The sequence below is a fragment of the Ureibacillus endophyticus genome (genome assembly GCF_024159215.1).
GTDB lineage: Bacteria > Bacillota > Bacilli > Bacillales_A > Planococcaceae > Ureibacillus > Ureibacillus endophyticus.
The window spans coordinates 717,307-735,280 of record NZ_JAMYWW010000001.1; the positions used below are offsets into that span (position 1 = coordinate 717,307).

Below are 17,974 nucleotides of genomic sequence, written 5' to 3' on the forward strand. Positions count from 1 at the left end.
CATGAAACTTTTGCCCTCCCTTAGGCGTATAAATGGTATACACGTTTGAGGGAGGCTTTTTTAATGGAGAATGAACGTAAACGCATATTATCTTTAGTTGAAAATGGAACAATTACTGCAGAAGAAGCAATTGTTTTACTTGAGGCGTTAACTAAAGAAAAAGGATCCAAAGAGGCACAGACGATTGCACCAATATCATTTGAGAAAGAGTCTGAGTCAAAAGCATCACAACAAACAAGCAACGAGTCTAAATCAACTGGTTTTGAAGACTTATTCGGAAAATCCTTCAACAATAAAGAAGCGAATAAAAAAATGGATGAATTCTTTAACGATTTAAAAGAAGATTTATCCCATTTTAGTCACCGTGTTGTTAATTTAATGAACTCAACATTTACAAAATTAAAGGATATCGATTTAGAATTTCCATTTGGGGAGAAAGTACAATTCCAAAAAAATTATGCATTTAATGCTGAAGATATAAACGGTTTGGAACTAGAAATCCCGAATGGAAAAGTCGATATCGTAAAAGCAGATGATCAACAGTTTACAATTGATGCGCAAGTTAAAACATCTTTACAACATCATAGTGAAGAAAGAACAATTGCTGAATTTGAAGAAAAATTCATTAAACTTGTTGATGGAAAACTTACAATTTCTGTTCCAACTAAAATGTCTCATGTAGATGTTCGACTTGCGGTTCCAGAAAAACAATACGATATTATGATTTTACGTTTATTAAATGGATCTGTTTCTATTAATGATGTAAATTCTAAATTAATAAAGGCAAAATCTTATAATGGATCTGTAAAAATCGATCATGTTTCATTCCAACACGCAGATATTGAAACGGGTAATGGTGCAATTGAGCTTCGTAATAGTAAGGGTGAAGATTTAGAAGCTGAAACGGTGAATGGTCGTATTTATATCGATGGTGATGTGGAAGAAGTGGAAGCCGAATCGGTGAATGGTGCAGTAGTGGTAACGACACATTCCCAAACTGCTAGAAAAATTAAGGCCCAAACTGTCGCTGGCGCAGTGGAAATTTATGTTCCAAAATCCCTATCACTTGCAGGGCAAGTTACGACAAACTTCGGTAAAGCAGATGTTGGTTTGGCGGATGTTGTCACTCGTTCTGAAGAAGACCAATTCTTACTTAAAACGCTACATTTCGACAAAATTATTGAAAATGCAAATTTACTAAAACTAACAGGTGAATCACGTACAGGAAGCATCATTGTACGTTATATCGCTGAATAAATAGGATGAGCGAATCGTATCATACGGTTCGTTCTTTTTTTGTCTTTATACCTAGTATCAACAGAATTGTATACTGTTTTCAGAATTGTTTGTGTACCGGGTACATGGGTCAAATAATGAAAAGAAATTGTAATAAAAAGAGAATAAATGAATGTTATAATGGAAGGTGAGTTAAAAAATCTATTTATGTAGAACTTAGGTGGTTTATAAATGATTCAAATGAATAATGTCGTAAAGAAGTATCCGAATGGTGTTGTTGCGGCAAACGGTATTTCTATAGACATAAAACAGGGTGAGTTCGTATATGTCGTAGGGCCTAGTGGTGCTGGGAAATCTACTTTTATAAAACTTATGTATCGCGAAGAAAAACCAACTTCCGGTGATGTGATTATTGCTGGAACAAATCTATCTAAGCTTAAAAATAGACAAGTTCCATTTCTTAGAAGACAGTTAGGTGTCGTTTTCCAAGATTTCAAACTTCTTCCTCGTCTAACTGTGTATGAAAATGTCGCATTTGCTCTAGAAGTAATTGAAGAACATCCGAAAAAGATTCGTAATCGGGTAATGGAAGTGTTAGAACTTGTTGGACTTAAACATAAAGTTCGTATGTTTCCTAGTGAATTGTCTGGAGGCGAACAGCAACGTGTTTCAATAGCCCGTTCTATTGTGAATACACCAAAAGTGGTAATTGCTGATGAGCCAACAGGGAACCTTGATCCAGAAACATCATGGGAGATTATGAACATTTTTGAAGAAATTAATGCGCGTGGCACAACGATTGTAATGGCTACCCATAACCGTGAAATCGTGAATACAATCCGAAAACGGGTTATAGCCATTGAAGGCGGCATGATTGTCCGTGATATATTCGGAGGTGACTACGGATATGAAGGGTAGGACAATACAGCGACATTTTCGTGAAAGTTTAAGGTCAATAACTCGAAATGGTTGGATGACTTTTGCATCGATTAGTGCAGTCACAGTTACATTATTGTTGGTTGGAGTATTTACCATCATCATGATGAACTTAAATAAAGTTGCAGATGATATCGAAAATGATGTAGAAATTAAAGTTTTAATAGAAATAATTGATGATGCTGATAAGGCAAAAGCAGCAGAAGATAAATTAATGAAGGATATAAAAACTATATCTGGTGTAGAGGAAGTTGTTTATTCTTCGAAGGAACAAGAGTTAGACTTACTTATTGAAGATTTTGGTGAAGATTTAAGTTTATTTGAACAAAGTAACCCACTTCGTAACGTATTGTATGTGAAAGCAACAGAGCCACAGCAAACTGCTAAAGTCGCAGAAAAAATCGAAAAACTAGATAATACATATCAAGTTGTGTATGGAGAAGGTAAAGTAGAAAAATTGTTTAGTTTTTTAAATACAAGCCGAAATATAGGAATTGTTCTTATTTTGGGCTTATTATTTACAGCGATCTTCTTAATTTCCAATACAATTCGTATTACGATAATTGCGCGTAAAGAAGAAATTGAAATCATGAAACTTGTTGGGGCTACCAATGCCTTTGTTCGCATACCTTTTGTCATTGAGGGAATGTGGTTAGGAATTTTAGGTTCAATAATTCCAATGGCGGTTGTAACGATTGTTTATTATAAATTTTACAACATCGTACAGCCAAAACTTCAGGGAGAGTTACTACAATTAGTAGATTTAACACCACTACTTTATCAAGTAAATGTATTAATTTTAGTTTTAGGTATTTTCATAGGAATCTGGGGTAGTTTTATGTCTGTCCGTAGATTCTTAAAAATCTAGCAAAAGTAGTAGCTAAGTTGAAACAAAAGTTGAAGGGAGTCTTAGTTTGTGAAAAGCTTAAAAAAGAAGCCATTCCAAATATTCCTGGCAGTAGTTGCATTTTTCTTGTTCATACAAATGCCTATTTCGTATGCTACTAGTTTGTCAGAATTAAAAGATCAAAAATCGCAAGTTGAGAAACAAAAAAATTCATTAAGTAATCAGATCAAAAAGAAATCTACTGCAATCAGTTCAATAGAAGCAAAGCAAGAGGCGTTACTTGAGCAAATTTCAAAATTAGGCAGTGAGATTACAAAAACGAATGACCAAATTGCTGTTGTTACTGGTGAAATTAAACAAACAAATAGTGAAATTGAAAAATTACAGCAAGAGATTATTGCACTACAAGAAAAAATTGATCAACGTGACCAATTACTAAAAGAACGTGCCCGTGCAATTCAAGTAAATGGTTCAGTAAGTTATATCGATGTATTACTTGGAGCTAATAGTTTCGTAGATTTTATTGATCGTTTCTCTGCTGTTAATACATTAATGGAAGCCGATCGCCAAATTATGCGTGATCAAAAGTCAGACAAAGAAAAGCTTGAAGAGCAAAAATTATTGCTAGAAAATAAGAAAAAAGAATTAGAAACAAAGCAAGCAAAACTACAAAGTTTAAAAGAATCACTAAATGCACAAAAAGCTGAAAAAAATAAACTTGTAGATGAATTAGAAGCAGAACAAGAAAAACTAGCAAAAGAGAAAAAATTACTAGAAAAAGAATATTCTGAGGCGTTAGAAGTAAGTAAAGATCTTCAGGATAAAATTATTGCAGAACAAAAACGTATTTTAGAATTATCTCGTCAGAAGGATGGAGAAGGTACACTTCCTGTAGTTTCTTCGGGAGATTGGACAAAACCAACGAATGGTACATTAACGAGTGGTTACGGTTGGCGAAATCTAGGGTATGGACCAGAATTCCATTATGGTATTGACCTAGCTAATTCAACAGGTACTCCGATTGTTGCAGCTGCTGGTGGGGTAGTTGTGTATACAGGTCCACTTTCATCTTATGGGAATGTAGTAATTCTTACACATAATATGGATGGAGATATTTATACAACTGTTTACGCGCACTTAGATTCCTATAGTGTAAGTGTTGGACAAACGGTTGGTAAAGGGGTACAAATTGCAAGAATGGGTACTACAGGTCGTTCAACTGGACCACACTTACATTTCGAAGTTCATATTGGTACATGGCAAGGACAAGTACCTGGTAACGTAAACCCATTACGTTATATTCCACTATAAAATTAAATTGCAGGTTTAGTTATGGTAAATCCATCAACTAGCCTGCTTTTTTCATATCTAGATGTTAAGAAACCGTCATATAAGTGTTATGCACCTAATTTTATTTATGTTATCCTAATTGAAATAGGTGAATTTTTAGCTTTGGAGGGTGTAAGTTGAAAAAGAAAGCAATTGGACTTTCCGTTGTACTAATACTGGTTGTCATTATGGTTGGTACTTATATAAAAAAACAAATTGAAGCGAGTGAAGTCATCAATGATTACGCTTTAGGATATGAGATGGATTTAGATAAAGAAGGATTAGAAAAAGGTCAAATAGCACCGGATTTCACACTTCAAAATTTATCAGGTGAGAATTTAACATTATCAGATTTAAAAGGAAAAAAAGTTATCTTAAATTTCTGGGCAACTTGGTGTCCACCATGTAAAGAAGAAATGCCTCATCTTCAAAAGTATTATGAAAAATACGCCAAAAAAGATAATGTTGAAATCGTCGGTGTTAACTTAACCTATACTGATAGCAATGTGGACAACGTAAAGAAATTTGTAGAAAGTTATAAATTAAAATTCCCAATTCTTTTAATGGAGGATGAGGGCATTAATGAAATCTATCAAGTTTTAACTATTCCTTCAACCTTCATGATTGATTCTACAGGTCGTATTCAAAAACATATTGTAGGGCCATTAGATCAAGATGCATTAAGAGAGCATGTAAAAGAGTTAGATTAAACCAATAGAATAATTTACGAAAATATAAAATTCGGCTTTTTGTATGTGTTATCCTTTGCTGTTCTTTCATAAATTGAACGAGAGGAGGAAAATAAATGCGAAAAAGTCGAATTTTTTTATGCCTAGCCGCACTTTTTGTAATCATAATTAGTATTGTTGTTTGGCAAAGATGGGCTGCACCTTCTAAAGAAGAAACAAAAGTAAGTGATGTCCCTGTTATTGACCAAGCCTACTCGTTAATTACAGAAAAATCTGTGTACGGTACTAGTGAAGAACAGATTATAGAAGGCGCATTAAGAGGCATGACAAATGCAATTAAAGACCCTTATAGTACGTACTATACGGAAAAAGAAGCTGCATTACATAAGCAGTCATTAGCTGGACAAAGGGTTGGTATTGGAGTAGAAATAACGGAGAAAAACGGTAAATTTATTGTTGTTTCACCTGTGAAGTCATCGCCTGCTGAAAAAGCTGGAATTCGTCCATTTGATGAAATTGTTCAAGTGGATGATGAACGTCTTGAAGGAAAAACAATGGGAGAATTAATGCAATTAATCTCAGGTGAGGCTGGGGAAAAAGTTACTCTCGTAATTTATCGTCCAAGCACTGAAAGACATATAAAAGTAACAGTAGAACGTAAAGAAATTAATAATAAAACTGTCAACTCCAAAGTATTAAAAGTTGAAGACACTGAGATTGGTTATGTATCGATTTCCATGTTTGGTGAAAAAACAGCAGATGAATGGGTTGAGGCAACGAAAAAATTAATCAGTGAAGATGTAGAAGGATTAATTGTTGACTTGCGCGACAATCCAGGTGGTTATTTATATAGCGTAGCTGCTGTTGTTAGTAGTATTGAAAAAGAAAACGTCGTATTCGCTTATATGCAAAATGGAGCTGGAGCAATGGAACCATTAAAAACAGGGGACATTGAAGAAGAAAAGTTTTATTTAGAAAAAATGCGAAAGTTACCGATTGTTGTTCTTCAAAACGAAGGTAGTGCGTCAGCGAGTGAAGTAATGGTAGGAGCTGTTCAAAGTTGGGAACGTGCCCTTGTAGTAGGAGGTAAAAGTTTCGGTAAAGGAACTGTTCAAGAAACATGGGATTTAAAAAATGGTGGAGAATTAAAATTATCAACAAATAAATGGTTAACGCCAAATCGCGAATGGATTCATGGTAAAGGAATCAAAGCAGATGTTGAAGTGGAGCAACATCCACTATTCTCAATGGAAGTGATTCCTTTAAGTGGTGAATTTGCTGAAGGTGATTTCAATGAAGAAGTTGCCTACGTACAAAAAGTATTAAATGGACTAGGGTTTAATGTTGGACGAACTGATGGTTTCTACGATGAACAAACGGCAGATGCTGTTGCACTTTACCGCGAACGAAATGATTTAAGAAAAGGTCGCCATATGGATGATGCATTCTTTAGTAGCATTCGTGAACAAGTAACGAAATATAAAGAAGATATGGACAACGATGTTCAATTAAATATGGGATTAAGTGTGATGCTTCATCGTTTAGAGGGAGATATCTAATTCAATTTAAGTAGCTAGAAAATCTAGCTGCTTTTCTTTTTATTATAAATCTATGAAAAATTAGGTTAATAGCTACGAAAATAGCAGTTCCTTTGATACAATGGCAATAGTTAGTAGTAAACGGGCGGTGAAAATGTGATAACAGATATTTTAATAGAAATTGCATTGGCGATAGGGCGAATGTTTTTGAATCCGGTTCTTTATGTGTCCATCATTGTAGCAGTAATACTTGGCTATCAACGTGTGAAAAGGGAAAGGAAGTATTTCCATGTTCGAATTTTATGGGGATGGACCGAAGCAATTGGATTAATAAAGGATGGTTTGTTATTTGCCTTAATCATTTCAATCCTTTCTATTGCATTCGGATTAACAGTGCCTTTAGAATTGTTGTTTGTTTTAACAATAATTAGTTTAATCGCTCTCATCATTTATGTTTTTCATATCCTTTCACCGATTATTTTATTTGCCTTAAGTATCCTAGTGTTATGGGCTTTTGATTATCTAGGGTGGAAAATTAATTTATTTGGAATTGAAATCAATGGAATCACAATGAGTGAAGGAACTGTTGTAACAGCAACAATTTTAGCAGGTCTTTTAGTAGTAGCAGAGGGCTTATTAATCCGAAAAAAAGGCGCTCAAATCGCTTCACCTATTGTAGAAAATTCGAAGCGTGGTTTAAGAGGGGTGGCATTTACAAGCAAAAGAGCTTGGATTTTACCTATTTTCCTTGTCATACCTGGTAGTGTAATTGATGCTTATTTTCCGTGGTGGCCACAATTTTCTCTAGGTTCTACTCAATTTTCACTTATATTATTTCCTGTTGTCATTGGGTTTCAACAATTGACACGTAGCAAACTCCCAATTTATTTTTATCCAAAATTAGGGCGTGCAGTAATAATACTTGGTGAAATAGTGATTATTGGTGGATTAGTTGCATACTTTTTACCGTTTGTTGGGTTCCTAACACTAATTGTCGGTGCCATAATTAGAATTGGCATTTCATACATTTACTCAACTGGGCAACAAAAGGATGTATATGCGGTGTCTGCAAAATCTGGTGGTGTTATGATTGCAGGGATCCTGCCAAATTCCCCGGCTGAAAAAATGGGATTAGTTGTAGGGGAAATTATTCGAAAAGTAAATGGTGTCGAAGTGCAAACAGAGCGTCAGTTATATGAGGCTTTACAAGTGAACGCGGCCCATTGTCGACTTGAAGTTCTAAATCATGAGCGTGAAGTTCGTCTTGCTCAACACGTTGTTCATAATAATGACCACCATCAAATTGGTTTGTTAATAGCTGAATAAGAAATGCGATGTCGAAAGTCCGACATCGCATTTTTCTATTTAGAAAAAGTAACGCAAAATAGCCATAGAAACAACACCGACTACGACTGTTTTTGATAAGCTTTTTGTGATTACTGCCACGAATAAAGTTGGAACAAAGGCAGATAAATTTAACCAATCAAATGTAACAATAGCACCTTCCGCATTAAATAATGATTCGATTACGAGGGCACTTAAAATGCATACTGGGATATATTTTAACCAACGTAATACGACATCAGGTAACTCGATATTTCTTACTAAAATAAAAGGAATCACTCGTGGAAGCCATGTGACAAATGCACAACCAAGCATTAACAAAATCATTGGAACGGTTGTTGTCATTTTTCAGTCACCACCCCAACCGTTGCAACAATCACTGTTGCAATTAACACCGCTAAATGGCCCGGTACAAAATATAATAAGACATATAAAATGATTGCCAATAACGCGATGAGTTTTAAATAATGCATTAGCTTTGATTTACCTATATCCACTAAGTTTAAAACAAGTAGGGCACAGAACATTGCAATTAATGCAAAATCAAGTCCCCAACTTTCCGCATTTGGAATCCACTTCCCCATTAACCCGCCAATCGTACAAGAGGCAATCCATGTTAAATAGGCTGTAATATTTAAGCCGTCCATCCAGTTGCCACCGATATGCTTTTCTTTCATAAGTTTCGTAACAGTAACACCGAACGTCTCATCCGTTAATAAAGTCCCAAAACCAATATTACGTAATGGAGAGTACCTTGTTAAATTAGGCGCAACCGTTAATGACATCAAAAAGTGCCGTAAATTAACAATAAAGGTCGTTAGAATAATAACAGAAAAAGGTGCACCCGCTATATATAATCCACAAAAAATAAATTGAGCTGATCCTGCATAAACCAAGACAGATAATAAAAAAATCTCAAAGACAGATAAATTTGAAGTTATTGCTATAACCCCAAATGCTAACCCAATACTGATATAACCTAATAACGTAGGAATACAATCTTTAACTCCTTGTGAAAACGTATCAAGTGTATTTGTAGATTGATGAGTATTGACTTGAGTATTCAAATTCACTTTTGTCCTCCTATATAACTCTAAATATAGTAATTTAACAAAAAAACATTATGTAACGATATGAACCTTTTAAATTCTAAAAGCGTTCCTTTAGTGTAGTAGCCAAAATGTAAACATGTTGTCAATAGTTTAATAAATATTGAAAGGACTATGATACTATAATAAAATTATCAATAATATTTAGAAAATTGTTTATTATAGTATACAACTGTCTGATAAAATAAACAATAGGCTGGTGAACTTATGGAGCAAATGAGTCGAAATATCGGTTACCAATTAAAAAAAATACGCGTCCAGCGAAGTTTAAGTTTAGATGATGTTGCCAAAGCTACTAATGTAAGTAAAGCGCAGTTAGCTCAAATAGAAAAAGGTGAATCGAACCCAACTGTCTCCACTATATGGAAAATTGCATCAGGAATGAGAATTTCATTTTCCTCTCTTTTACAACCGCCAAGGGAACAATTTCAAAAATTCGATGAAAAAACATCTACAGTTGTATCAGAAGAAAATGGAAAATATCGTGTATATTCCATTATTCCGTATGACCCTGAAAGAGGCTGGGAATTCTATAAAATAGAGATGGATCCTGGTGTTATACATAGGAGTGAAGCACATTCAGATGGCGTAGAAGAAACGGTAACAGTCATCAATGGACAAGTTCTCGTGGAGGCTGGAGGAATGAAAGAACATTTAATAAAAGGAGAAACATTAGTGTTTTCTGCTTCACAGGAACATCAATACGTAAATCCAACAAATGAGATGACAACTTTACATTTAATTATTCAATATCGATAGAGGTGGTACTTGTGAGCGATTGGTTTACCGTTGAAAATATCGAAAGTTTAGCAGCTCAATATCGAACACTTGGACCGCTAATTGGCATTTTATTGCCTTTTATAGAAGCTTTCCTTCCATTTTTACCACTAGTAGTGATTGTAGTTGCAAATGCTAGTTCTTACGGGCTTTGGATAGGCTTTCTGTTGTCTTGGATAGGAACTGTTTTAGGATCTTATGTAGTGTTTCTACTCGTTCGAAAGTTCGGGAAACATCCAAGGCTTCGAAAATTTATCGGTAGAGAAAAGATACAGAAGCTTATTCAATGGGTGGATATGCGTGGTTTGAGTCCACTTTTTATTTTACTTTGTTTTCCTTTCACTCCTTCCGTATTAGTTAATATTGTTGCCGGTTTATCGCATATAAAAAAGAAGTATTATTTAATAGTCATTATGGCCGGTAAGTTTGTCATGATTGCCAGTATGAGTGTGTTAGGATACGACTTAAAGGCACTATTAACAGATCCGGTTAAATTGATTTTTGCAGGGGTAGGAATTTTCCTTCTCTGGTTTATTGGAAAGGCATTAGAAAAACGTCTTAATAAAAAAGTGGAACGAGATTTGAAAGATTCATCTAGTAATAAGAAAAATGTAAAAATGTCTATGAAGAAAGAGCGGTTACTATAAACTGCTCTTTTTCTACGATATATGGGAAATTATCTTTTACACTTAAAAAATACTATAATAAATAGGTGATATTATAATAGAAAAAGAGTATTATTGATAGAAATTTATAAGATAAGAACATTTGTTCTGTATATAATCTAAATTAATAGATAAGAAGGAGGAGCTATATGTCATTAAGAGTGATTAGTGGAAGAGCTGGGACAGGTAAAACCACACTTATTCATAAAGAAATTATTAATGAGTTAAAGCAACAACCCCTTGGCCCGCCAATTTATTTAATTGTCCCTGACCAAATGTCTTATCAAGCAGAGTATATGTTAACGAACAATTATGGCATCCAAGGAATTATACGAGCACAGGTTATGACGTTCAAACGTTTAGCTTGGTATATCCTACAAGAAACAGGTGGGATAGCAAAAGAGCAATTAGATAAAATTGGATACCGTATGTTAATTAGACGACTTCTTGCAGAAAATAAAGACAAATTTTCACTGTTTCGTCAAGCTGCAGATAAACGAGGATTTACTGAAGAAGTTGAACAATTGGTAAAAGAATTTAGCCAATATAACATAGATAGTGTAACTTTAAATGAAGCAATAAATAGGTTAGAAGAATCCAACGCTCCCCAAACATTAATTGCTAAAACAAAAGACTTACAAATTATCCTATCAAAGTTAGAGGAAAAACTAGGGGATAAGTATGTTGATAGTGATGGTTTTTATCCAATTTTACTCGAGCAATTACAAAATTCACAAAAACTAAAAGAAGCCCACATTTATATTGATGGTTTTACAGCATTTACTGTTCGCGAATTTGAAATTGTAAAGCAATTATTGGCATTAGCTAAACGAGTAACCATCGTACTTCCTTTCGAAAACGAACAAGATATGTATGATGACCAAGCTGTATTTTATCGACCAGCTGTCATGTACGATAAATTATTACAAGAAACTGCAAATTTCAAAGTTGAAATGGAGCCACGTGTTCATCTACATACATGTTATCGTTACAACAATAATGACTTACAACATATAGAACAGCAATTTCACGAGCCAGTGCCAACTCAAGTAAAGGCTGAAGGATTTGTAGAAATAATTGAAGGTGCAAATCGTCGAGCAGAGGTACACGCAATTGCCCGGGAAATATGTCGACTTGTGCGGGAAGATGGCGTTCGTTATAAAGAGATTGGGGTTATGTATCGACAAGCAGACCTTTACGACCCTCTCATTAATACAATTTTTAAACAGTACGACATTCCTGTTTTTACAAATGAAAAGAAATCGATGTTACACCACCCGTTAATTGAGTTTAGTCGTTCAATTTTAGAAATTGTTACATCCAATTGGCAATATGAACCGATTTTTCGAAGTGTAAAAACGGATTTATTTTTCCCATTAAACAGTAATTTGAAGGAAATGCGTGAAAAAGCAGACCTGCTAGAAAACTTTGTTATTGCACAAGGGATTTATGGGTATCGTTGGTTTGAAGATTCAAGATGGTTTTACAAAAAATATCGTGGACTTGAGTTTTTCTCTAAACATCAAACAGACGAAGAATTAAAAATGCAGCAAATCATTGATGAAATGAAATCAATTGTAAAAGAACCAATAGAAAAATTACAGCAGGAATTGAAGAATGCAAAAACTGGACGTGAAATCGCATCTGCGTTGTTTAACTGTATTGAAGAAATGCAAATATACGATAAGTTACAAGTGTTAAAGGATACTGAACTTGAAGAAAAAGAATTACATGGGGCAAGCGAACATGATCAGGCTTGGAATCGCTGGATCAATGTTCTTGATCAATTCGTCCTAATGTTCGGTGATCAAAAATTAATCGTTGAAGAAGCTGCACAAATTTTAGACGAAGGATATGATACACTTCAGTTTTCGAAAATTCCTCCTTCTGTTGATGAAGTAACTGTGGCGACTGTTGAATATTCAAGATTTGATAATAAGTCAGTCGTTTTTGTAATTGGTGTGAATGATGGAGTTTATCCAATGCGTATCGATTATGAAGGATTAATCACCGACACAGATCGTGGATGGTTTGAGGAAATTGATACTGAACTTTCGCCAACTACAAAGTTTAAATTGCTTCAAGAAGCTTTTTTAATTTATCGTGCATTTTCTTCACCTACAAATAGACTGTATGTCACATTTTCAAGTGCAGATGAAGAGAGTAAAGCATTACTTCCATCTCTTTATATAAACCGTCTGCATAAATTATTTGAGGTTAATGGAGTCAAAACGTTACCACATAAAAAGGTATTAATTGATCCAATTGAAGAATTGAATAAAAATAACGCTCTTTCTTATATACAACATCCTAGAACATCTTTAACTTTCTTAATGACGCAATTAAGACAAGCGCAATATTCGAATGAACTTTCATCTGAATGGGTGGCATTAAAGTCAGTTTATGAACAAGATCCATATTGGAAGCAAGAATTAGAAGTGGTCATGCGTCCATTAAGAAAGAAAAATATTGCAGAAAAACTAAAGCCAAACATAACAGAAGAATTATATGGTACTGAGTTAACTTCAAGTGTCTCACGAGTAGAGAAATTCTATCGTTGTCCTTTCTCACACTTTACTAGCTATGGATTAAAACTTGAGGAGCGCGCGGTTTATCGATTAGAAAACTTTGCTATCGGTGACCTTTTCCATGAAGCATTAAAATGGATTACGTTAGAGACAGATCGTTTAAACATCCATTGGAATCGTTTAACACGTGCTCAATGTACAGAACTTGCAAGACAAGCAGTAGAAAAAATTGTGCCAGTTTTTTCTCATCAAATTTTACTAAGTAGTGCCCGATATCGATACATTCAACGCAAATTAATTCGTATTGTGGAAAGAACGATGATGGCATTATCTCAACATGCAAAATCGTCATTTTTCAAACCGATTGCCATTGAGGCAGCATTTGGTCCAAATGAAAAACTACCGCCTTTAGAAATTAAATTAAATGGCGGCCGAAAAATGAATATTCGTGGACGAATTGACCGTATTGATGGAGCAAAAGTTGGAGATAAATCCTATTTACGAGTTATCGATTATAAATCATCAAGTCGCGATTTAGATTTAAATGAAGTATATCATGGTATTTCCTTACAATTAATAACCTATTTAGATGTTGCGGTTGAAAATGCAAACGTCTGGCTTGATGGAGAAGTGGACCCAGCAGGCGTTCTATATGTTCACGTTCATAACCCATTATTAAAGGGTGAAAAAGAGTTAGATGAAATTGCAATTGAAGTTGAACGGATGGAAAAATATAGAATGAAAGGCTTGCTTACTGAAAATCCAGACCCTCTGATTGCAATGGATGATAATTTAGAGTCAGGTGGAACATCGAAAATTATTCCAGTACAAATTAAAACAGATGGAGCAATTTCAGTTGCAAAGTCTAGGGTAGTAGCACCTGATGCAATGAATGAAATTAAACATTATGTTCGAACAAAACATAAAATTGCTGGTGAAGGGATTATGAGTGGGGAAGTAGGTATTCGACCATATCGATTAAAAGGTAGAACTGCTTGTGATTTCTGTAGTTTTAAATCAGTTTGTCAATTCGACCCTACTGACCAAGAGCAAGTTTACCATCAACTTCAAGCTGATAGCCGGGATAAAGTGGTATCTAAAATACGAGAGGAGTTGAAAAAAGATGGGTCTATCGATTCCGAATAAAGGACCAAATGTGACGTGGACTGATGAGCAGTGGAAAGCAATCTGGGCAACCGGTCAAGATACATTAGTTTCCGCAGCAGCGGGATCAGGGAAAACTGCGGTACTAATTAATCGAATGATTGAAAAGGTCATCTCAAAAGATAACCCGATTGATGTCGATGAATTACTTGTAGTGACGTTTACGAATGCATCAGCTGCTGAAATGCGCCATCGAATGGCAGAAGCATTGGAGAAAGAAATTGCAAAAGATCCACGGAATCAACATTTACGCCGTCAGTTAAGTCTAGTGAATAAAGCTCAAATTTCAACTCTTCATTCTTTCTGTTTATCAATTGTTCGGCAATATGCATATTTAATTGATATCGATCCTGGGTTCAAAATTGCGAATGAAGGGGAGTTAGCTTTACTTCGAGATGATATTTTAGCTGAAGTACTTGAAGAAGCCTATGACAAAGAGGACGAAACTAGTGTTAATGCGGTATATCGTTTAGTAGATAGTTTTACTTCTGACCGTGATGACCAAGCCATCGAAACATTAATTGAACGTCTGTATGAAATGTCTCGCGTTCATCCAAATCCGACAAATTGGCTACGTTCCTTACCAAAGCAATATACTTTGCCTGAACAAATTACAATAGATGAACTAGATTTTATTGGACCTTTAAAAAATTCTATTAAATTTAGTTTAGAAGAAGCCTTTGCACAAATTGAAGATTTTCGTCAATATACATTAAAGCCAGATGGACCATATACGTATGGTGAAACTGCGGAATTAGATTTTGCACTAATCAATGAAGCTGTAAGACGAATTAATCATGGTACATGGCAAGATTTATATGATTTCTTCTCTACCTTAAAATGGTCGACTTTATCTAGGAAAAAGTGTGATTGTGATCCTGAGTTGAAGGAAAAGGCTAAGAAAAAAAGGCAGCATGCTAAAGATATTATCGATGGTATTAAGAAGTCCTTTTTCTTAAGAAAACCTGAGCGACTATTACAAGAAATTCGTTTAATGGCGCCAATTATTGAAACATTGGTTGAATTAACAGAAGCGTTTAGTGAGAAATTTACAAATGCGAAGTTACAAAGGGGAATAGTTGATTTTTCTGATTTAGAGCACTATGCTTTAGAAATTTTAGCAGTTAAAGAAAATGACGTTTTAACACCTTCACCCGTTGCAACGGATTTCCGAAACCGATTTAAAGAAGTGCTTGTTGACGAATATCAAGATACGAACATGCTGCAAGAAACGATTTTACAACTCGTGAAAAATGGTAGTGAAGTCGATGGAAATTTATTTATGGTAGGCGATGTTAAACAATCCATATATCGTTTCCGTCTTGCAGAACCGATGTTATTTTTAAACAAATATACTTCCTTTGAAGAAGAGCCAATTACAAGTGGATTAAAAATTGATTTAAACGCCAATTTCCGAAGTCGTAAAGAAGTCCTTCACGGTACAAACTTTATTTTTGAACAGATTATGGGCGAAACCGTTGGAGAAATCAAATATGATGAAAAAGCGGGACTGAAGCCAGCAGCACCCTACAATGAGTTAGAAGCTCCCGTGGAATTAACCATTTTATATGATGATCAAGAGGAACAAGAAGATGAAAAGACGAGTTCAATAGAGTCTACTGAAGATGCGGCATTAGACGTGTTAATCGAAGAAGAGATGAAAAAGTCTCAACAAGAGGCTCGCTATATTATCAAACGAATCCGTGAACTGATGGATAGCGGTACGACCGTATATGATACAAAACAAAAAGATCCATCGAAGCGAGTTCGACCATTAGAATATCGAGATATTGTTATCTTAATGCGTTCTATGACTTGGTCAGGGGATTTAGTTGAGGAATTTAAAGCAGCTGGAATACCACTTTATGCAGAGTCTTCAAAGGGATATTTTGAAGCATTAGAAGTAATGGTAATGTTAAACGTTCTAAAAATCGTTGACAACCCATATCAAGATATTCCTTTAGCATCTGTTTTGAGGGCACCATTTATTGGATGTACAGAAAACGAACTTGCTACAATTCGTTTAGTTAACCGTAAAGTTCCATTCTACGAAGCGGTACAAATATTCGTTAATGAGGAAAAAAGCGGATTACAATCAAATACAGCAGAAAAACTTCAACGATTTTTACAACAATTAGATAATTGGAGAGACATGGCAAGAAGGGGTTCTCTAGCAGACTTGATTTGGCAGATTTATATGGATACCAATTATTATGAAATGGTTGGAGCAATGGGGAATGGTAAGCAACGCCAAGCCAATTTACGTACGCTTCATGACCGCGCATTAATGTATGAAAAAACATCTTTCCGAGGATTATTCCGATTTTTACGATTTATTGATCGAATGCGCTCACGTGGGGATGATTTAGGCGAAGCAAAATCAATTGGTGAAAAAGATGACGTTGTTCGATTAGTAACCATCCATTCATCGAAAGGGTTAGAATACCCAGTAGTTTTTGTTGCAGGACTTGGCAGAAGCTTTAACCAAAAGGAATATAGTGACCCTTATTTGTTTGACCAACAATTTGGACTTGCCGTAAAAGCTATTGACCCAGATGATCGAATTATGTATACTTCTCTTCCTTTTTTAGCAATGAAAGAGAAAAAGATTTTGGAAATGAAAGCTGAAGAAATGCGTATTTTGTATGTAGCCATGACCCGAGCAAAAGAACGTCTTATTTTGGTAGGATCAGTAAAGGATTGGGATAAAACTCGTGCATCTTGGGGTGAATATCAACAATTATCACCTGAAGAAATGATTCCAGATTATGTACGCGCGCGGGCAAAAAATTATCTTGATTGGATTGGACCTGCAATTGCAAGACATGCTTGCTTTGAAGAGTACAGTGATGAGCAATACTCACCGATTGAACATCCTTCAGAATGGAGGGTAAACCCAATTTGTAATCATTCGTTTACAAAAACGATTACAAAGGAACAAGTTGAAACACAAAATGATATTACAGAAGAAGTAGATGGGTCTATATTAAATGAAATAAAAGAACGTTTTAATGCCACGTATCCATTTAAAGACTCGATTACTAAAAAATCAAAAACAAGTGTTTCTGAAATTAAGCGTATTGAGAACTTACAGCGAGAAGAAGAACCAGAAACCTATACGCTTCAAAGTAAAGTAAATAATGCCTATAAACGTCCTTTGTTTGTACAAGAAAAAGCATTATCGCCGACTGAAATCGGTACTGTTGTTCATACAGTTATGCAACATATTCCGCAAGAGGGGCTAACTCAACATGATGACGTGATTAACTATTTACAAACATTAGTAAAAAAGAAACTACTAACAGAAGAAGAAGTAAATACGGTTGATCCAGAGAAAATTATTCGATTTTTCGCTACTACTATCGGGCAACGATTTAGTCATGCCAAGCAACTATATCGTGAATTACCATTTACATTGAGTATTGTAGATCAAGCAGGAGATTCGCAAATTGTACAGGGGATTATTGATTGCTTGTTTGAAGATGAGGATGGTAAATGGGTATTACTCGACTACAAAACTGATAAGATTTTGCCATCGTTTAGTGAAGAAAATGCCCTCAAAACTGAAATGGAAAAACGTTATAGTGTTCAATTACGTATTTATAGCCAAGCTGTTGAATCAGTGTTAAATCTTAAAGTTGATGAAAAAATATTGTATTTATACAATGCGCAAAAAGAGATTTGGTTGAACTAATTTAAAACAGTCTATTAATGTTCAATTAATAGACTGTTTTAATCTAAATGCAAAGTAAAATAGTGTAGAATAACAATAGAAATACTTATAGTACAAGATGTAGAAGAAAAGGGAGAAC

General features: G+C 34.9%; 13 protein-coding genes. 11 read left to right on the forward strand and 2 right to left on the reverse strand.

The window, feature by feature from the left end:
• Nucleotides 1-63 precede the first annotated feature (63 nt).
• From NKR20_RS03505 to NKR20_RS03535, 7 genes are all read left to right on the forward strand, one after another.
• Entirely contained in the window at nt 64-1,257 is a 1,194-nt protein-coding gene (locus tag NKR20_RS03505; RefSeq protein WP_253423690.1) for a DUF4097 family beta strand repeat-containing protein, read from the forward strand.
• 210 nt (nt 1,258-1,467) lie between these two features.
• On the forward strand, nt 1,468-2,154 hold the full coding sequence (gene ftsE / locus NKR20_RS03510) for a cell division ATP-binding protein FtsE (protein WP_121213916.1): 687 nt from the start codon (nt 1,468-1,470) through the stop codon (nt 2,152-2,154).
• Nucleotides 2,144-3,040, forward strand: a complete 897-nt coding sequence (gene ftsX / locus NKR20_RS03515; RefSeq protein ID WP_121213915.1) for a permease-like cell division protein FtsX — start codon at nt 2,144-2,146, stop codon at nt 3,038-3,040. Before ftsE ends, ftsX begins: the two co-directional genes overlap by 11 nt.
• 48 nt (nt 3,041-3,088) lie before the next feature.
• A complete protein-coding gene (locus NKR20_RS03520; protein WP_366519702.1) occupies nt 3,089-4,330 on the forward strand; it encodes a murein hydrolase activator EnvC family protein in 1,242 nt (413 codons plus the stop codon).
• Between the two features lie 155 nt (nt 4,331-4,485).
• On the forward strand, nt 4,486-5,058 hold the full coding sequence (locus NKR20_RS03525) for a peroxiredoxin family protein (RefSeq protein WP_253423693.1): 573 nt from the start codon (nt 4,486-4,488) through the stop codon (nt 5,056-5,058).
• Nucleotides 5,059-5,153: 95 nt separating this feature from the next.
• Entirely contained in the window at nt 5,154-6,596 is a 1,443-nt protein-coding gene (locus NKR20_RS03530) for a S41 family peptidase (protein WP_253423696.1), read from the forward strand.
• A gap of 135 nt (nt 6,597-6,731) precedes the next feature.
• Nucleotides 6,732-7,901 carry a PDZ domain-containing protein gene (locus tag NKR20_RS03535; RefSeq protein ID WP_253423699.1) on the forward strand — a complete coding sequence of 390 codons (1,170 nt, stop codon included), beginning with the start codon at nt 6,732-6,734 and terminating at the stop codon, nt 7,899-7,901.
• Between the two features lie 39 nt (nt 7,902-7,940).
• Here NKR20_RS03535 and NKR20_RS03540 read toward each other — a convergent pair whose 3' ends face one another.
• Both NKR20_RS03540 and NKR20_RS03545 read right to left on the reverse strand, forming a co-directional pair.
• Nucleotides 7,941-8,264, reverse strand: a complete 324-nt coding sequence (locus NKR20_RS03540; RefSeq protein WP_253423702.1) for an AzlD domain-containing protein — start codon at nt 8,262-8,264, stop codon at nt 7,941-7,943.
• Entirely contained in the window at nt 8,261-8,986 is a 726-nt protein-coding gene (locus tag NKR20_RS03545) for an AzlC family ABC transporter permease (protein WP_301285973.1), read from the reverse strand. The genes NKR20_RS03540 and NKR20_RS03545 overlap by 4 nt, the downstream gene beginning before the upstream one ends.
• 258 nt (nt 8,987-9,244) lie before the next feature.
• Between NKR20_RS03545 and NKR20_RS03550 the strand changes: the two genes are divergently transcribed.
• From NKR20_RS03550 to addA, 4 genes are all read left to right on the forward strand, one after another.
• Complete coding sequence (locus NKR20_RS03550) at nt 9,245-9,787, forward strand: helix-turn-helix domain-containing protein (protein ID WP_253423708.1); 543 nt, start codon at nt 9,245-9,247, stop codon at nt 9,785-9,787.
• 11 nt (nt 9,788-9,798) lie between these two features.
• Complete coding sequence (locus NKR20_RS03555; RefSeq protein WP_121213909.1) at nt 9,799-10,452, forward strand: TVP38/TMEM64 family protein; 654 nt, start codon at nt 9,799-9,801, stop codon at nt 10,450-10,452.
• A gap of 167 nt (nt 10,453-10,619) precedes the next feature.
• Entirely contained in the window at nt 10,620-14,144 is a 3,525-nt protein-coding gene (gene addB, locus NKR20_RS03560) for a helicase-exonuclease AddAB subunit AddB (RefSeq protein ID WP_253423711.1), read from the forward strand.
• Nucleotides 14,122-17,856 carry a helicase-exonuclease AddAB subunit AddA gene (addA, locus tag NKR20_RS03565; protein WP_253423714.1) on the forward strand — a complete coding sequence of 1,245 codons (3,735 nt, stop codon included), beginning with the start codon at nt 14,122-14,124 and terminating at the stop codon, nt 17,854-17,856. Before addB ends, addA begins: the two co-directional genes overlap by 23 nt.
• Nucleotides 17,857-17,974 lie beyond the last annotated feature (118 nt).